Genomic DNA, 15,782 nt, shown 5'->3' on the forward strand with positions numbered 1-15,782 from the left:
TTGCTCCCGACGGCGGTGGCCGGCATTGCCTGTTATGTGGCGGTTGGCCTGCTGTCGGCTTCCGGAACGGGCAAGCAGCTGATAGTTGCTGACGTACCGGGAAATGTGTGGGTGTACGGCAGTGCGGGCGTGACTTTTGTGATGCTCTTGTGGTGCCGGCGATACAGGCATCCGCCGCGCGGCTGACTAGTCCGCGCTTGGATCCCGGTGGTGGGCGATCAAGAGCGAAGTGGCCACGCCGTCGTCGTCCGCCGGAAGGCGCATGTATTCCTCGACGACTGCCCGCAGCTTGCCCATCATTTCCTGTTGACGCGCGGCGTTGAACTTTACTCCAAGCCGCCACACATCGATATCCCCAGGGGCGAGTCCCCGGGTTTCCTGAACGAATGTTTCGATCAAGACAGGGGAAATATCGTCGACCGGGGTGCTCCACGATGTGCGGGTGGCGATGTACGGCACCTCCTTGGCGCCCCGCTTTCCCTTCCGGCCTTCCTGCGGCACGAGAAAACCCGTGCGGACCAAGGTTCGCACGTGGTGCAGGCTCGACGCGGGATTAATATCCAGCAGCCCGGCAATTTCTTTGTTTGTGCGCGCGTGATGCAGGCAGAGCCGGAGAATCCGCAGGCGTAGCGGCGAACTCAAGGCGCGCCCCTTGGCGACGAGATCGCCGTCCCCCAATTGTTCCGTCATGGTGGCCAGTGTAGCCATCCATCAGTGATTGACATATATCAATCACTGGGGAAAACTGGGCGAGTGAACGCCGGGACCACTGACAATGCTCCGCAAACTGACGCAGCACAACAAGCGGCCTCGCTCTGGCGGGACCGGAACTTCACTACCTTCTGGTCAGGCCAAGCCGTCAGCCAGCTGGGGCACAACTGGGGCAACCGGCGTTTCCAGTCCTCGCAGGGTCTTTGCTCGGGGCCAGCGAGTTCGAAGTTGGCGCGCTCAATGCTGCCAGCCTGGCGGCCTTCCTGCTGATCGGTTTGCCGGCCGGAGCGTGGGTAGACCGCTGGTTGAAACGCCGCACCATGATTGTGGCGGACCTGGTCCGGACTGCGGCGATGGCGACCGTACCACTCCTCTGGTGGGCAGGCATCCTGCAGATCTGGCACTTGTACGCAGTAGCGGCCGTCGTCGGGGCCGCAACAGTCTTCTTCGACGTCTCCTACCATAGCTACGTGCCTGTGCTCGTGGATGCCGCGAACGTGCCACAGGCCAATTCCAAGTTGGAAGCCACCTCCCAGATCGCGCGCATCGGCGGACCTGCCGCAGGTGGCGCGCTGCTGACGGTGGTGTCCGCCCCGGTACTGTTCGTCGGGGAAGCAGCCGGCTATCTCCTGTCCGCCATTTTCTTGTTCAGGACACGCGATGCGGAACGGCCCGTGCCGGCCAAGGACCGGCAGCCGCTAGCAAAGGAAATCAAGGAAGGCCTTGTCTTCGTGGTCAGGCATCCGTTGATCAGCAGAATTGCGGCCTGCACGGGCGGGGTGAACTTCTTCACTACGATCGCCTCTACTTTGATGCCCGTGCTCGTGCTGAGGGAACTGGAGCTAGGGCCACCGGGCATGGGCCTCATCATGGCGGTCGGGGCCGTGGGCGGACTGATCGGGGCCGTTGCCGCGCCCAGGCTCGCAGCTTGGATCGGTGAGGGGACCGTCATTCCCGCGGCGTCGATGGTGAACTCGCTTTTCCTCGTCTTGGTGCCGCTGTCGGTGCTGGCTCCCGAGCGATGGATCTCCTTGGTGATGCTCATCGTCTCCGAGTTCGGCTTCGCCTTCGGGGTGCTGGTGTACAACATCATGCAGCTGAGCATGAGGCAGCGGGTGTGTCCGCCCCGGCTCTTGGGGCGCATGAATGCTTCCATTCGCTTTGTGGTCTGGGGTGTCATGCCAATTGCCGCGCTTGCTTCAGGCCTGCTTGCCGAAAGGCTTGGGCTGGCCCCGACGCTCTGGATCGGCGTGGCCGGGAGCATGGTCTGTGTTGCACCAGCGTTGTTCTCGCCGCTTCGGGGAATGCGCAGGCTGCCTGACGGCGTGCGCGGCGCCTGACCTCCTTGGGACATGCCCCGCCTTGGCTCGCAGCGCTGGACATAATGGCATCATGCGCATTCCTTGGCACAAGTGCAGCGCATGCTCGGCGCAGATGAGGGCACATGTCCAACGTTTGATTTCAAGATTGGACCGGAAGTTCTCCACATACCCAATGTTGGCGCTTCCGTGCCTCCGGTTTCGAGCGGAACGATGGGGCGCATGGTGAACATCAGTGAAGTCATTTCAGCGTACGACGGCGTGGCGCGGGCTAAACATCTCGCTGCGGCTGGGGTGTCGCATTTCCAGCTGAAATCCGAGTTGGCGAGTGGACGGATTCTCCGCGTGGCCCGAGGGGTCTATGCGGTGCCCGGCGCCGATCCCGGCTTGCTCGCTATCCGGTCCCTTCCTGCGGAACCGGCCTGCATTTCCGCGGCCGAATTCTCGGGGTTGTGGGTTCTGGATGCCCCCCAATCTCCCCACGTGGCAGTCCCTCACAGCCGAAAGTACGAAGGTTTTGTCTGCCATCGATCCGCGGTCCCGCCTACCTTAATGGATTCAGTCATCCAGGCCTTGCGTTGCTTGCCGGATCTGGAGGGTCTGGTCGTTGCCGAATCTGCGGTGGTTCTTGGCAGGCTGCCGCTCACGGCCATCAGGATGAGGCTGAGTGGTCGGAATGATGCGCGGGAGCGGAGACTCGTGTCACAAATCGTTCCGCAGTCACAGTCGATTATTGAGTGCATCGCCAGATACCTCCTGCGAGAAGCAGGCTTTCTCGTTGAATCACAGGTAAACATTCCGGGCATGGGGCATCTGGATCTGATGGTGGACGGAAGGCTGGGGATTGAAACCGACGGAGCAGGTTTCCACATGGACAAGCCGAGCTTCGAGGAGGACCGCCGTCGGTGGAATATCACCACAAGGTTGGGTGTCCCGACCTTGGTTGTGAGCTATTCGATGTTGAAGAACCGGCCTCGAGAATTTGTGGCGATGGTCCGGGACACTCTGAGGTCTCTCGACCGAGCCGCGTGACCCCCCGGTGGGCTACCCTACGCCTGTGTCAGAAGGGACATGCCCATCGCTGCTCATCAGGAGTGGACATGTCCCTCGCTCGGGCCCGCGTTAACAAGGGACATGCCCGTAGCAGAGGGCTAGGAGTGGGCATGTTGGCATTATGTCCAGTGGTTCGAACCAGCAGGGGGCATGTCCCATGGTTCGAACCAGCAGGGGGCATGTCCCGTGGGTCGGAGCGGGAGGGGGCATGCCCGGTGAGCGGGGAAGACGGGGGAGCAGGCCTACTGCGGGGCGGGGCGGGGTTTACGGCGTGGAGGCGGAGGCGGGACTTCTTTTGCTGCGACTACAAGGGCCAGCGGGATCTCGACGTCGGACCGGCGGGTGCGGATGGTGCACGCACCATCGGTGACGGAGAGCAAGTAGCCGAGGGCATCGGTGAAGCCGTTGTCCACCCGGTATCGGACAACTACCCGTGTTCCGGATGCGGTGTTGAGCAGGAAATCCTGGGGCCGGGGCGAATTCACTAGTTCATAGTAGGACGCCCGGCTAGGTTGGTGAGTTCACGCTGGTGGATAATAGGGTCAGAATTCGATGTACCGGCCACAGGGCCGGTGGTACTACCCGGAAACTGTCCGGGACAACTGTGGAGAGGCAAGGGACGTGACCTACGTAATCGCGCAGCCGTGTGTGGACGTCAAGGACAAGGCATGTATTGAAGAATGCCCTGTTGACTGCATCTACGAAGGCGAACGTTCCCTTTATATCCACCCGGATGAGTGCGTGGACTGCGGCGCTTGCGAACCCGTGTGCCCGGTGGAAGCGATCTACTACGAGGATGACACCCCGGAGGAATGGGCGGACTACTACAAGGCCAACGTCGAATTCTTCGATGATCTCGGGTCCCCGGGTGGAGCTGCCAAGATTGGCAATACCGGCAAGGACCACCCGTTCATCGCCGCGCTGCCTCCTCAGAACCAAGACCACTAAGAACGGTTGTTTCCTTTGATTTCTGCGGCCCCCGCCTTTGGCCTCAACCTGCCCGACTATCCTTGGGAAGCTATGGCGCCGTACGTGGCCAAGGCTGCAGAACACCCGGGCGGGGTAGTCAATCTCTCGATCGGCACTCCCGTGGATCCCACGCCGGAGCTCGTTCGCGAGGCGCTCGCCGGGGCAGCCAATGCTCATGGGTACCCGACTGTCCACGGCACGGAAGCTCTTCGCGAGGCTGTGTCCACCTGGTTCGCTACCCGACGTGGAGTCCCTGGGATCGACCCCCGGGACGTTTTGCCCACAGTCGGCTCCAAGGAACTGGTGGCCTGGCTGCCGTTTCTGTTGGGGCTCAGCGCAGGCGACGTCGTTGTCCGTCCTACGGTGGCTTACCCGACGTACGACATCGGCGCCCTGCTTGCAGGGGCCACGGCGATTGCTGCAGACAATCTGGACGAACTGGACGCCGCAACCCGTAGCCGGGTCCGGCTCATCTGGATCAACTCCCCGGGCAACCCCACCGGCAGTGTTCGCGATGTCGAATCCCTCAGGCAGATCGTTGCCCAGGCCCGCGAGATCGGCGCTGTGGTGGCGTCTGACGAATGCTATGCCGAACTCGGTTGGGGCGGATGGGATGCCCAGCGTGGCGGCGAAGCCGTGCCCAGCGTTCTTGATCCGCGTGTCACGGGTGGGTCAGACGGACTGTTGTGCGTCTACTCCCTCAGCAAGCAGTCGAACCTCGCCGGCTACCGGGCCGCCTTCGTGGCCGGAGACTCATCGATCGTGGCGAATCTGGTCAACAGCCGCAAGCACGCAGGCATGATCGTGCCTTACCCGGTCCAGGAAGCCATGCGCATCGCGCTCGGCGACGTCGGCCACGTGCTGGCCCAAAAGGATCTCTACCGCGGCCGCCGTGAACGCCTCCTGCCAGCTCTGCAGAACTTCGGACTGGAGATCCACGAGTCCAAAGCGGGCTTGTACTTGTGGTCCACCGCAGGGGAGGCGACGTGGGACACCGTGCGGCGTTTCGCTGACCTGGGCATCGTCGTCGGGCCCGGAGTGTTCTATGGAGACGCCGGCAACGGTTTCATCCGGGTGGCGCTCACGGGCACCGATGAACGCATCGACGCCGCTGTGGAACGCTTGAACACTGCACGGTAACAATGATGTGACTTGCCGCACAGGGCGCGTCACTCCGCCAGTAACCGTAGCTTGTGGATTAGTTTGTCCCGCTTACTGGCGGTAGCTTTTAACTGACTATCAATGGTGGCTTTCTCCACGAAGGCGGTCCAGCCGATGGTGCCTGCACCTGCAGGCTCCCGGCTGGAGTCACCAGATGTTGGTTGGATCAAGCTTTCGACCGAGGCCAAGGGCCTCATGAAGGGGACTCCATGACTGAGACCACCAGTGCTACCCTGCGCCATGCCGGCGGAGAGCTCGAGCTCCCGCGGATCAAGGTTGTAGAAGGGAACGAAGGATACGACGTTTCCAAGCTGCTGAAGCAGACGGGCGCCGTCGCCTACGACCCCGGCTTCATGAACACCGCCGCCACCACGTCGGCAATCACCTACATCGACGGCGACGCCGGTATCCTGCGCTACCGCGGCTACCCGATCGAGCAGCTTGCCCAGCACTCCAGCTTCCTGGAAGTTTCCTACCTGCTGATCTACGGCAACCTGCCCACGCCCACTGAGCTGGATGCCTTTGACCAGCGCATCCGCCACCACACGCTGCTCCACGAAGAGCTCAAGGGCTTCTTCGGCGGATTCCCGCGTGACGCACACCCTATGCCTGTCTTGTCCTCGGCCGTCTCGGCGCTGTCCACGTTCTACCAGGACTCCTTGGACCCGTTCAACCCGGAGCACGTGGAAGTTTCCACCATCCGCCTCATGGCGAAGCTCCCGGTCATCGCGGCCTACGCCCACAAGAAGTCCATCGGCCAGCCCATGCTGTACCCGGACAACTCCATGAACCTGGTGGAGAACTTCCTGCGCTTGAGCTTCGGCTTGCCGGCGGAGCAGTACGAGTTGGACCCTGTTGTGGTCAAGGCGCTCGACCTCCTGCTCATCCTGCACGCAGACCACGAGCAAAACTGCTCGACGTCGACCGTCCGCCTGGTGGGCTCCTCGAACGCGAACCTGTTTGCTTCCGTTTCCGCAGGCATCAATGCGCTCTTCGGTCCCGCACACGGCGGCGCCAACGAGGCCGTGCTGAAGATGCTGCGCCAGATCCAAGCCGATGGCGTCAAGCCCGAGGACTACATGGAGAAGGTCAAGAACAAGGAAGACGGCGTCCGCCTGATGGGCTTCGGTCACCGGGTCTACAAGAATTACGACCCCCGCGCGAAGATCATCAAGGCGACGGCACACGAGATCCTGGGCAAGCTCGGCGGCAACGACGAACTCCTGGACATCGCAATGCGCCTTGAAGAGAAGGCGCTGGCGGACGATTACTTCATACAGCGCAAGCTCTACCCGAACGTGGACTTCTACACGGGCCTCATCTACAAGGCCATGGGCTTCCCGGAGAAGATGTTCACCGTCCTGTTCGCGATCGGCCGTCTCCCCGGCTGGATCGCACAGTGGCGAGAAATGATCAACGACCCCCAGACGAAGATCGGCCGTCCGCGGCAGCTCTACACAGGGGAACCGGAACGCAACTACCCGGCGGTCTAGTCCCCACCGGCTCCCAGGCCTCGCAAGCTCGGCCCGGATCCCTCGCCGGTGTGGGCCCTGCCAACGCGGGGTCACTTACAGCCTGTCCACAGGGACATCATGGGCCGTATGTGACCCCGCGTTGCTCTTAAGAGCTGTAGCCGAGGGGGTTGGTCTTCTGCCAGCGCCAGTGGTCTTCGCACATTTGGTCCACCGTCTTCGTGGTGGACCAGCTGAGGTCCGCCAAGGCAGAGGAAGCGTCGGCCCAGAACGCAGGCAGGTCTCCCGCGCGTCGTCCGGTGATCTCATACGGTAACGGGTGGCCCACGGCCTGTTCGAAGGCGTGGAGCATCTCTAGCACGGACGTGCCTTTCCCGGAGCCAAGGTTCCAGCGGTGCACGCCCGGACGGGCCGCAACATAGTCCAGTGCGGCGACGTGGCCATCCGCGAGGTCGACGACGTGGATGTAGTCCCGTAGGCAGGTGCCGTCCGGGGTGTCGTAGTCTCCACCAAAGACCATGAGCTTTTCGCGGCGGCCCACCGCCACCTGGGCGATATACGGAACCAGATTGTTCGGGATGCCCTGCGGGTCCTCGCCGATCCTGCCGGAGGGATGTGCGCCCACCGGGTTGAAGTAGCGCAGCAAGGCGATGTGCCAGCGCTCGTCCGCGGCGCCGAGGTCCGTAAGGATGTCCTCGATCTGCTCCTTGGTGCGGCCATAGGGGTTGTTGGCCCCGATCTCCATCTTTTCAACGTAGGGAATGGGGTTGTGCTCCCCGTATACGGTTGCCGAGGAACTGAAGACGATGGAGCGGACCCCATGCTTGTCCATGGCCCGGAGCAGGTTCAGCGTGCCCACGATGTTGTTGTAGTAGTAGTTCAGGGGCTCTTGGACCGATTCGCCAACGGCTTTGAGGCCGGCGAAGTGGATCACCGCGTCGATGCTGTGCTGATCGAACACCGACTCAAGCGCGGCCTCATCCACGAGATCCACCTGATGGAACGCTGCCGTCCTGCCTGCAAGTTCACCAACGCGGCGCAGGGATTCTTCGCTTGAGTTCACGAGGTTGTCCACCACGACTACTTCGTGTCCGGTTTCCAACAGGGACAGGACGGTGTGTGATCCGATGTAGCCGGTGCCACCCGTGACAAGAATTCTCATGCAAGCAACGCTAGCCGAAATTGATGCGTGCTCGCTGAGTGTTGCGTAGGACACAGTCCAGCATTCCCCGTGTGCCGGACGGCACGGTTCAAGCACATTTGTGCTAAAAAGATCTGTGCCCAAGATTGTTGATGCCGAAGCCCGGCGCCAGGAAGTAGTCGAAGCGGTCTTCAGGATCATCGCGTCTGATGGCCTGGAACGTGCCTCCTTGCGGGAGGTCGCTGATGAGGCCGGCCTCGCCGTTGGTTCCGTCCGCCACTACTTTGCCAGCAGCGATGAACTACTGGTCCATTCCTTCGCTGTGGTCATCGACAGGATCGCCACAAGGCTCGAGGAGGCGTTCGCCGTCGTCGAATCCCTGGACCATGCCTCGGCGGAACACGACGATGCCGTGTTAACCCTGCTGGGTCAATTCCTGCCGCTTGACGAGGAATCGGCCGTGGACGCTTGCGTGTGGATGGCGTTTCGCCACGCGGCCCGGATCCGACCCGTGCTCGAGGAAGAAGCTGCACGAAGCCACCGTGCCGTGGCCGCCGTCGTCGGACGTTTGGTCATGCGTTTGATGCGCGACGCCGGGACCCGCCAGGAACGTCTGGTGACGGAGGCCGAACGCCTCCTGTCCACCCTGGACGGGCTGTGCATGCATGCCCTGTTGCAGCCCGAGTGGATGACGTTCGAGGTCTGCCGAGACGTCCTGAGCGCGCATCTGGACTCCTTGTTGTCTCCCGTCCAACCGTTAACGTCAAGGCTCATCGGGAATAGACTGGAACCCTGAGTGGGCACCTGCCAAGGGAGGCAATCGGATGCATGACACAGGCGGTCAGGGGTGGCGGATCACAATGGACACCTCCGGACCGATGCTCATTGCCTTGTATCTGAGAGACGTTGCTGGACTGGACGGAGCCGGGACGCCGACGCTGTCCCACGCCACACCAAAAGTCAGACACGCTGATCACACGCACCTCACGGCCGAAGTCGGCGGTGTGCAGGCACTCAAGACGGAGTGGGAGGCCTGGTGGGAGCAACTGCTGAGGGCATATCCGGACGCCGCGCCGGAACTTTCACCGCCAGGGTTCAACGCATTCGGCAACTCGCCCGCCCTCCGCCGGGTGCTGCAGGCCCACTTCGGTGCTGCCCTGAGTTGGGCGGGTGAACGTCTTGAAGAGTACGAAAAACTTGAGGCCGAACGCGAAGCCAGCGGTGCCACGTTGCTCCTGGGGGACCTGGTGGAGGACCGTTTGCTGGAAGTCGGCCGGAGCTCACGGGACTTCCAGCTAACAATCATCGAATTGCCCCTCAACGAGCCAAGGGCGTGGTATTTGGAACCGGACAAGATGATCATGAGCCACCGGCTTTTGTCCGAGCCGGAAGTTTTCCGCAGCTACGTCCAGCCCGTGGTGGAACTCCTGGTCTGACGTAGGGCGACGTCGCCAGGCGCCACCCAGCCGTGGGACTACGTTTTCGGAGCGGAAACCGTGATGGTCATGGGTCCCGGCGTTGCAGAATCCTGCCAGCCTTTGCGGTCCTGCCTGTTCCAGGTGGCTCCCGCGATATCCACCTGCGTCACCGAGAGGGCTTTGGCATTTGCCACTGCCCATTGAGCCACAGCCCACGCCTGCGCACCACTAATGTTCAGCTGGACCGTGCGGCCCTGGGCTGTGGCCGGCAGCGAGCCGAACGCCGCTGTCATGGCCTCCGCAACAGCGTTCGGATCGCCGGCGGTGTCCGCGGCTCGGAGCGTGCAGTCCAGGGCCCTTTCGGAATGTCCGGTCAGCGCCGACGCGTAGGCTCGTCCCATCGCTTCCTGCTGCGCGTAGGCCTGGGGGTAGGCGGAATGCTGGACCGCCTGAGCTGCCTCGGTGATCGCCATGGTTTCGTAGCCGGGGATCTTCACCAAGTGGTCATAGAAAGCGTTTGTCGCGTACACGGGGTCCATGACCTGGGCCTCGGTGCCCCAGCCCTGGGACGGGCGCTGCTGAAAGAGGCCCTTCGAATCCGGGCCGACCTCGTCGCCATGACCGATGTTGCGAAGCTTGGACTCCTGCATGGCCGTGGCGACGGCAATGGTGGCAGCTCGGGGAGGCAGCCCTCGCTGCACGGAGATAGCCGTGATGAGGGCGGCATTCGCCGCCTGGTCGGTCGCCAACTCGTATGGATCTGAGCCGACGACGGCGATGCAGCGCTCCGTAACCAAGGTTTCGGAGCGCTGCAGTACAGTCACCACGGCGTAGAAGGCGCCAGCCACCAGGGCGAGGGCCAGCAACAAGATGATGGTGCGTCGGAGACGGCGCATCCAGGTATCAGCTAGTTTGCGTGGAGGGCTTCATTGAGTTCCACCGTCTGGCCCTTGCGCGGGAGGACCTCCACTTCTCCGGTGGTGGAGTTGCGGCGGAACAACAGGTTCGGCACGCCGGAGAGCTCCACAGCCTTGATGATGCTGCTGGTGTCCTCGCCGTTGGCGTCCTTCGGGCCGGGGATGCGCACGCGGGTTCCGGCCGTGACATAGAGTCCGGCTTCAACCACGGAGTCGTCGCCTATGCTGATGCCCACGCCGGAGTTGGCGCCCAGGAGCACACGCTCACCCAGCGCGATCTTTTCCTTGCCGCCACCGGAGAGGGTCCCCATGATGGAGGCGCCGCCGCCGACATCGGTGCCATCACCGGCAACAACGCCTGCAGAGATGCGGCCTTCCACCATCGAGGTGCCGAGCGTGCCGGCGTTGAAGTTCACGAAGCCCTCGTGCATGACCGTGGTGCCTTCGGAGAGGTAGGCCCCCAGGCGGACGCGGTCGGCGTCGGCGATCCTGACACCGGTGGGAATGACGTAGTCCACCATGCGGGGGAACTTGTCCACTCCGTAGACCGTGACTGCGCCGCGCTTGCGCAGGCGGGCGCGGGTCAATTCAAAGCCGTTCACGGCGGCGGGGCCAAAGTTTGTCCACACAACGTTGGGGAGCTTGCCGAAGATGCCGTCCAGATTGATGCTGTTGGGCTTGACCAAGCGGTGCGAAAGCAAGTGCAGGCGCAGGTAGGCGTCAACGGTGTCCGCGGGGGCCTCGTCGAGGTTGATCTGGGCGAAGACCACCTTCTGTTCGGTCCCGCGATCGGCGTCGTGGCTTTCGGCTGCAAGTGCGGTCAGCGATTCGTCTGCGTGCTCCACGGCACGCAGGGATTCAGCCGCTTCGCCCAGGGCCGGTGCCGGAAACCACACGTCCAGCACTGTCGCTTCTCCGGCGTCGGAGGTGGCGATGGTGGCCAGGCCAAAGCCATAGGCGGAACGATGGTTTGCAGAAGCGCTATCAAGCGCGGCAGAGGCAGCGGTTTCAGTCATGGCGCAAGTCTATCGAGAGCCACTGGTTCCATTGAAACCGTGTGTGGACCGAAGGGGTCGCAATTCGCTCGGGATACAGTGGACAAGTGACCGTTGAAACTACTCCAATTCTTCTTGACATCCGGCAAGACGTCGCGTTGCTGGCCGCCGCGCTCATGGACATCAACAGCGTGTCCGGCAACGAAGCCGCGCTGGCAGACGCCGTCGAATCCGCCCTCCGCGCGATCCCCGGCCTCCAGCTTCTGCGCGACGGCGACGCCATCATTGCCCGGACCGAACTGGGGCGCCCGGAGCGGGTGATCTTGGCCGGTCACCTTGATACCGTGCCGTTGCCTACCGTGGAAGGCTCACTCGGTACCGTGCCCTCCACCTGGGAGTCCGGCGTCCCGGGTACCGGAATCTTGTATGGACGTGGAGCCACGGACATGAAGGGTGGAGTCGCAGTGCAGCTTGCGCTCGCCGCAACCATGTTCGACGGCGGTGCCGAGCCGGGCAAGGACGTCACGTTCGTTTTCTACGACCATGAGGAAGTGGAGGCAGTCAAGAGCGGCCTCGGCCGATTGGTCCGGAACCACGGCCATCTTCTGGAAGGTGACTTCGCGATCCTGCTCGAACCCACCGACGGCACGGTGGAGGGCGGTTGCAACGGCACCAGCCGCTTCGAAGCCACAACCGTGGGGGAGGCGGCCCACTCGGCGCGGGCATGGATGGGCAGCAATGCCATCCACGCCGCTGCACCCATCCTGAGCCGTTTGGCAGCGTACGAACCGCGCACAGTCAACGTGGACGGTCTGGACTACCGGGAAAGCCTCAACGCCGTGAAGATCAACGGCGGTACCGCAGGCAACGTGATCCCGGACCGCTGCGTGGTGGAAATCAACTACCGCTTCGCGCCGGACAAGACCCCGGACCAAGCAGAAGCCCATGTCCGCGAACTGTTGGAGGGCTTCGACGTCGTCCGCACCGATGCCGCCGCTGGAGCGCGGCCCGGTCTCAACCACCCGGCCGCCGCGTCCTTCGTTGCCGCCGTCGGCGCCGAGCCCAAGCCCAAATACGGTTGGACCGACGTAGCGCGCTTCAGCGAGCTGGGCGTCCCCGCCGTCAACTTCGGCCCGGGGGATCCCTTGCTGGCCCATAAGGACAACGAACACGTCGACGCCGACGCCATCCGTGAGTGCCTCCGCGCGTTGCGGCTGTGGCTGGCGGACTGACTCCGGCAAGAAATACGGAGGGTCCGCAAGCCATCGCTTGCGGACCCTCCGTATTTCCGGACTTGCGGACCTACTTGGCCCCGGTGGGAATTTCGACCGCGGCCGCCGTCGCTACGCCGCCTGCTGCTTTCTTGGAGCCTCGCCGTTCGATCCAGATGGCCAAACGGGAGACGGAAAAATTAATAGCAATGTAGATTGCAGCAGCGACGAAGAACACCGGGAAGAGGAACTGCGGGCCGAGGAAGTCTGCCATGATCTGTACCTTCCGGAGGAGCTCCTCGTAGGAAACGATGTAGCCAAGCGAGGTGTCCTTCAGCAGCACAACGAGCTGCGCCACCAATGATGGCAGCATGCGCCGGATGGCTTGCGGAAGCTCAATGCTGAGGCGGGATTGAAAGCCTGTCAGACCGATCGCCAATCCAGCTTCCCGCTGGCCCTTGGGGAGTGACTGCACACCGGCGCGGATGATTTCCGCGAAGATGGCGGCGTTGTAGAGCACCAGCCCGGCCACGACCGCCACAAAGGATCCCGTGGCAAAAACCAGCAGTACGAAGAACATCATCAGCACCACCGGCATGCCGCGAAGGAATTCGAGCACGATCCGCGTGGGTACCCGGATCCACGCCACGGTGGATATTCGGAAGAGGCAGAGGAGCAAGCCAAGGGGGAAGGCGAGCACGGCAGCCACCGCAGCAGCTGACAGGGTGGCCACGATGCCGTTGCCAATCAGCCCCCAGACGTCCGGGATGCTAAAAACAGCCCAGCGCTGCGATTCGAAGATTCCTTGCTTGCCCAGTGTCAAGAGGGCAAGGCCCAGAAGGCCGGCGATCAGCAACCCTCCAATAATGGAGGCGATCAGCGAAGCGCGGCGGGCCTTGGGGCCAGGGACATCGTAGAGGACCGAGCTCATCGCGCGATCGCCACCTTTCGTTCAACCTGGCTGGCAACATACCCGAGGGGCACGGTAATGAGCAGATAGAAAATTGCGACACCGACCAGCACCCAGAGGACGCTGTCGCCGTGTGCGTTGGCAAGCTGCTTGCCGTAGCCGAAAAGTTCGAGAACAAAGAATGCGCCAGCCACGGAGGAATTCTTAACCAATGCGATCAGGATGTTGATCATGGGCGGGATGACGGTGCGCAACGCCTGGGGCAGGATGATGTAGTTGAGAACCTGAGCGAAGTTCATGCCGATGCTGCGGGCTGCCTCCGCCTGCCCAACCGGCACACTGTTGACGCCGGATCGCACGGCCTCGGCGATGAAGGCGGAAGTGTAGGCACTAAGGGCAATTATTGCCGCGACCTCGAATTGCTCAAAGGTCACGCCCAGCCGCGGGAGCACCACTGCGGCGAAGAAGAACGCAATGGTCAACGGAGTGTTCCTGACGATCTCCACGTAGGCCATGCTGAATCCGCGCAGGGCTTTGACGGGCGAGACGCGGGCTGCGGCGAGCAAAGTACCGACAACCAGTGCAATAATGCCGGACACCACTGCCAGGAAAAGAGTTCTGAGGAACCCGTCCCAATACTGGGGGAGGCTCTCAATGATGACGTCCATGACTTCCTTTGGCTACGTCGGGGAAAAGGATCATTGGAAGGGGTGGTTGTTGGACAGGCGCGAGAGAGCCTGTCCAACAACCACCGGGACCTCAGTAGCGGTCGATGGCTGGAAGTTCCGGCACCGTCTTGATCACGGCGCCTGCGGTTCCTTCCCAAGCCTTCTTGTAGGTGCCGTCCTTGGCGAAAGCCTCAAGCTGGTCGTTGATCCAGTTTCGGAAGACAGTGTCATCCTTCTTCAGACCGATGCCGTAGGGCTCCTTGGTGAAGGTTGCATCGGAGGCGAGCTTGAAGGCGTCCGGCTCCTTGTTCACAAAACCGGCAAGAATGACATTGTCCGTGGTAACTGCTTCAACCTGCTTGTTGCGCAGGGGCTCAAGGCACGCGGAGTACGTGGCAGCCGGCACCAGAATCGCGCCGTACTTGTCGACGATGGTTGCGGCCGGGGTCGAACCGGTGACGGAGCAGATCTTCTTGCCCTTGACGTCCTCGGGCTTGGTGATGGAGTTGTTGTCCTTGTTGACCATCAGTGCCTGTCCGGCCTGGTAGTACGGCCCAGCGAAGGAGACCTCGGTCTTGCGCTTGTCATTGATGGTGTACGTGGCCACAATGATGTCAACGTCACCGTTCTTGATGAACTGCTCGCGGTTGGCCGAAACCGTTTCCTTCCACTCGATCTTGTCCGCCGCGATGCCAAGCTTTGCTGCAATGGCCTTGCCGATTTCGACATCGAAGCCTACCGGCTTGCCGTCCAGCCCCTTCTGGCCAAACAGTGGCTGGTCGAACTTGGTGCCAATGGTGATCTTGCCGGCCTTGTTGAGCTTCTCCATCGTCGTGCCCGCCGCGAACGTCGGTTTCTCAACTGGAGTGGTGCCGCCTCCGCCGCCCCCACATGCGCTCAGCGAAAGAGCGAGTACCGCGCTTGCGGCTACCAGGAGAGATTTCCTCCGGGTGATAAAAGACTTCATGACATTCCTTTCATTGAGCGGCCGCCTCTGCGGCCCGAGCGCGGAGTGCTAGTGGGTGAGGAGTTTGGAGAGGAAATCCTTCGCACGGTTGCTTTGAGGATTGGTGAAGAATTCCTCTGGCGTGGAGTCTTCGACAATCTGGCCGTCGGCCATGAAGACCACCCGGTCAGCGGCCTTGCGGGCAAAGCCCATCTCGTGCGTGACCACGATCATGGTCATACCCTCTTTGGCCAGCTGGACCATGACGTCCAGGACCTCGTTGATCATTTCGGGATCCAGGGCAGAAGTCGGCTCGTCAAACAGCATGACCTTCGGCTTCATGGCCAGTGCCCGGGCGATTGCTACACGCTGCTGCTGGCCGCCGGACAGCTGTGCCGGAAGCTTGGGTGCTTGATGCCCGACGCCGACCCGCTCCAACAACGCCATCGCGTCTTTGTCAGCGGTTGCCTTGTCCAGTCTCTTGACCTTGATCGGCCCCAGCGTGACGTTTTCGAGAATCGTCTTATGGGCGAAAAGGTTGAAAGATTGGAAGACCATCCCGACGTCGGCACGGAGGACCGCAAGTTCCTTGCCCTCTTCCGGAAGCTTCTTGCCGTCGATCGAGATCTCACCGGTATCGATGGTCTCCAAGCGGTTGATGGCCCGGCACAGCGTCGACTTGCCTGAGCCCGATGGCCCGATCACAACTACAACCTCACCTTTTTTGACCTGGAGGTTGATGTCCTTGAGGACGTGCAGTTGACCATAGTGCTTGTTGACGCCATTCAGGGAGACAAGGGCATCGCTGGAGGCTTGAATAGTCATAAGACGAATCTAGCGAAGAAATGACGCAAGATGAGACAGCTCACATCAACTTCCGTAGATCGTGAT

The 15,782-nt window shown here is 62.1% G+C and carries 17 protein-coding genes; 8 read left to right on the forward strand and 9 right to left on the reverse strand.

Annotated elements, in window-relative coordinates; all coding sequences use genetic code 11:
* Positions 1-186: 186 nt before the first annotated feature.
* Positions 187-708 carry a helix-turn-helix domain-containing protein gene (locus tag OW521_RS18600; protein ID WP_268021053.1) on the reverse strand — a complete coding sequence of 174 codons (522 nt, stop codon included), beginning with the start codon at positions 706-708 and terminating at the stop codon, positions 187-189.
* A 206-nt stretch (positions 709-914) separates the two neighbouring features.
* On the opposite strand from OW521_RS18600, the gene OW521_RS18605 reads away from it, so the two are divergent.
* Together OW521_RS18605 and OW521_RS18610 are read left to right on the forward strand one after the other, a co-directional pair.
* Positions 915-2,051, forward strand: coding sequence for an MFS transporter (locus tag OW521_RS18605; RefSeq protein WP_268021054.1), 1,137 nt, complete (start codon positions 915-917; stop codon positions 2,049-2,051).
* A gap of 72 nt (positions 2,052-2,123) precedes the next feature.
* Entirely contained in the window at positions 2,124-3,062 is a 939-nt protein-coding gene (locus OW521_RS18610; RefSeq protein WP_268021055.1) for a type IV toxin-antitoxin system AbiEi family antitoxin domain-containing protein, read from the forward strand.
* 263 nt (positions 3,063-3,325) lie between these two features.
* On the opposite strand, the gene OW521_RS18615 is transcribed toward OW521_RS18610, so the two are convergent.
* Entirely contained in the window at positions 3,326-3,568 is a 243-nt protein-coding gene (locus OW521_RS18615; RefSeq protein WP_268021056.1) for a putative acetyltransferase, read from the reverse strand.
* A gap of 136 nt (positions 3,569-3,704) precedes the next feature.
* On the opposite strand from OW521_RS18615, the gene fdxA reads away from it, so the two are divergent.
* From fdxA to OW521_RS18630, 3 genes are all read left to right on the forward strand, one after another.
* Complete coding sequence (gene fdxA / locus OW521_RS18620) at positions 3,705-4,031, forward strand: ferredoxin (RefSeq protein WP_018776555.1); 327 nt, start codon at positions 3,705-3,707, stop codon at positions 4,029-4,031.
* Positions 4,032-4,046: 15 nt separating this feature from the next.
* Positions 4,047-5,192, forward strand: coding sequence for a succinyldiaminopimelate transaminase (gene dapC / locus OW521_RS18625; protein WP_326493975.1), 1,146 nt, complete (start codon positions 4,047-4,049; stop codon positions 5,190-5,192).
* A 230-nt stretch (positions 5,193-5,422) separates the two neighbouring features.
* Positions 5,423-6,706 carry a citrate synthase gene (locus OW521_RS18630; RefSeq protein WP_268021057.1) on the forward strand — a complete coding sequence of 428 codons (1,284 nt, stop codon included), beginning with the start codon at positions 5,423-5,425 and terminating at the stop codon, positions 6,704-6,706.
* 127 nt (positions 6,707-6,833) lie between these two features.
* Here OW521_RS18630 and galE read toward each other — a convergent pair whose 3' ends face one another.
* A complete protein-coding gene (gene galE / locus OW521_RS18635; RefSeq protein WP_268021058.1) occupies positions 6,834-7,847 on the reverse strand; it encodes a UDP-glucose 4-epimerase GalE in 1,014 nt (337 codons plus the stop codon).
* Positions 7,848-7,962: 115 nt separating this feature from the next.
* Here galE and OW521_RS18640 point away from each other — a divergent pair, with 115 nt between their 5' ends.
* Both OW521_RS18640 and OW521_RS18645 read left to right on the forward strand, forming a co-directional pair.
* A complete protein-coding gene (locus OW521_RS18640) occupies positions 7,963-8,622 on the forward strand; it encodes a TetR/AcrR family transcriptional regulator (RefSeq protein WP_268021059.1) in 660 nt (219 codons plus the stop codon).
* A 28-nt stretch (positions 8,623-8,650) separates the two neighbouring features.
* Complete coding sequence (locus OW521_RS18645; RefSeq protein WP_268021060.1) at positions 8,651-9,262, forward strand: hypothetical protein; 612 nt, start codon at positions 8,651-8,653, stop codon at positions 9,260-9,262.
* 38 nt (positions 9,263-9,300) lie between these two features.
* Here OW521_RS18645 and OW521_RS18650 read toward each other — a convergent pair whose 3' ends face one another.
* Positions 9,301-10,140: a hypothetical protein gene (locus tag OW521_RS18650; RefSeq protein ID WP_268021061.1), complete on the reverse strand. Its 840-nt coding sequence runs from the start codon at positions 10,138-10,140 to the stop codon at positions 9,301-9,303.
* 11 nt (positions 10,141-10,151) lie between these two features.
* Positions 10,152-11,177, reverse strand: a complete 1,026-nt coding sequence (gene dapD, locus OW521_RS18655) for a 2,3,4,5-tetrahydropyridine-2,6-dicarboxylate N-succinyltransferase (RefSeq protein ID WP_268021062.1) — start codon at positions 11,175-11,177, stop codon at positions 10,152-10,154.
* Positions 11,178-11,263: 86 nt separating this feature from the next.
* On the opposite strand from dapD, the gene dapE reads away from it, so the two are divergent.
* Positions 11,264-12,388, forward strand: a complete 1,125-nt coding sequence (gene dapE, locus OW521_RS18660; RefSeq protein ID WP_268021063.1) for a succinyl-diaminopimelate desuccinylase — start codon at positions 11,264-11,266, stop codon at positions 12,386-12,388.
* A 70-nt stretch (positions 12,389-12,458) separates the two neighbouring features.
* Here dapE and OW521_RS18665 read toward each other — a convergent pair whose 3' ends face one another.
* The 4 genes from OW521_RS18665 to OW521_RS18680 form a co-directional block, all read right to left on the reverse strand.
* Positions 12,459-13,298, reverse strand: a complete 840-nt coding sequence (locus tag OW521_RS18665; protein ID WP_268021064.1) for an amino acid ABC transporter permease — start codon at positions 13,296-13,298, stop codon at positions 12,459-12,461.
* A complete protein-coding gene (locus OW521_RS18670; protein WP_268021065.1) occupies positions 13,295-13,945 on the reverse strand; it encodes an amino acid ABC transporter permease in 651 nt (216 codons plus the stop codon). The genes OW521_RS18665 and OW521_RS18670 overlap by 4 nt, the downstream gene beginning before the upstream one ends.
* Positions 13,946-14,036: 91 nt before the next feature.
* Positions 14,037-14,912 carry a glutamate ABC transporter substrate-binding protein gene (locus tag OW521_RS18675; RefSeq protein ID WP_268021066.1) on the reverse strand — a complete coding sequence of 292 codons (876 nt, stop codon included), beginning with the start codon at positions 14,910-14,912 and terminating at the stop codon, positions 14,037-14,039.
* 48 nt (positions 14,913-14,960) lie between these two features.
* Positions 14,961-15,716, reverse strand: coding sequence for an amino acid ABC transporter ATP-binding protein (locus OW521_RS18680; RefSeq protein ID WP_268021067.1), 756 nt, complete (start codon positions 15,714-15,716; stop codon positions 14,961-14,963).
* Positions 15,717-15,782: the final 66 nt, after the last annotated feature.

It is taken from the genome of Arthrobacter sp. MMS18-M83 (assembly GCF_026683955.1).
Lineage (GTDB): Bacteria > Actinomycetota > Actinomycetes > Actinomycetales > Micrococcaceae > Arthrobacter.

Bases quoted from the DNA above. Each gene is read 5' to 3' on its own strand.
- OW521_RS18645 (WP_268021060.1), top strand. From the start codon at position 8,651: ATGCATGACACAGGCGGTCAGGGGTGGCGGATCACAATGGACACCTCC.
- OW521_RS18600 (WP_268021053.1), bottom strand. From the start codon at position 708: ATGGCTACACTGGCCACCATGACGGAACAATTGGGGGACGGCGATCTC.
- OW521_RS18665 (WP_268021064.1), bottom strand. From the start codon at position 13,298: ATGAGCTCGGTCCTCTACGATGTCCCTGGCCCCAAGGCCCGCCGCGCT.
- OW521_RS18630 (WP_268021057.1), top strand. From the start codon at position 5,423: ATGACTGAGACCACCAGTGCTACCCTGCGCCATGCCGGCGGAGAGCTC.
- OW521_RS18680 (WP_268021067.1), bottom strand. From the start codon at position 15,716: ATGACTATTCAAGCCTCCAGCGATGCCCTTGTCTCCCTGAATGGCGTC.
- galE (WP_268021058.1), bottom strand. From the start codon at position 7,847: ATGAGAATTCTTGTCACGGGTGGCACCGGCTACATCGGATCACACACC.
- dapD (WP_268021062.1), bottom strand. From the start codon at position 11,177: ATGACTGAAACCGCTGCCTCTGCCGCGCTTGATAGCGCTTCTGCAAAC.
- OW521_RS18675 (WP_268021066.1), bottom strand. From the start codon at position 14,912: ATGAAGTCTTTTATCACCCGGAGGAAATCTCTCCTGGTAGCCGCAAGC.
- OW521_RS18670 (WP_268021065.1), bottom strand. From the start codon at position 13,945: ATGGACGTCATCATTGAGAGCCTCCCCCAGTATTGGGACGGGTTCCTC.
- OW521_RS18650 (WP_268021061.1), bottom strand. From the start codon at position 10,140: ATGCGCCGTCTCCGACGCACCATCATCTTGTTGCTGGCCCTCGCCCTG.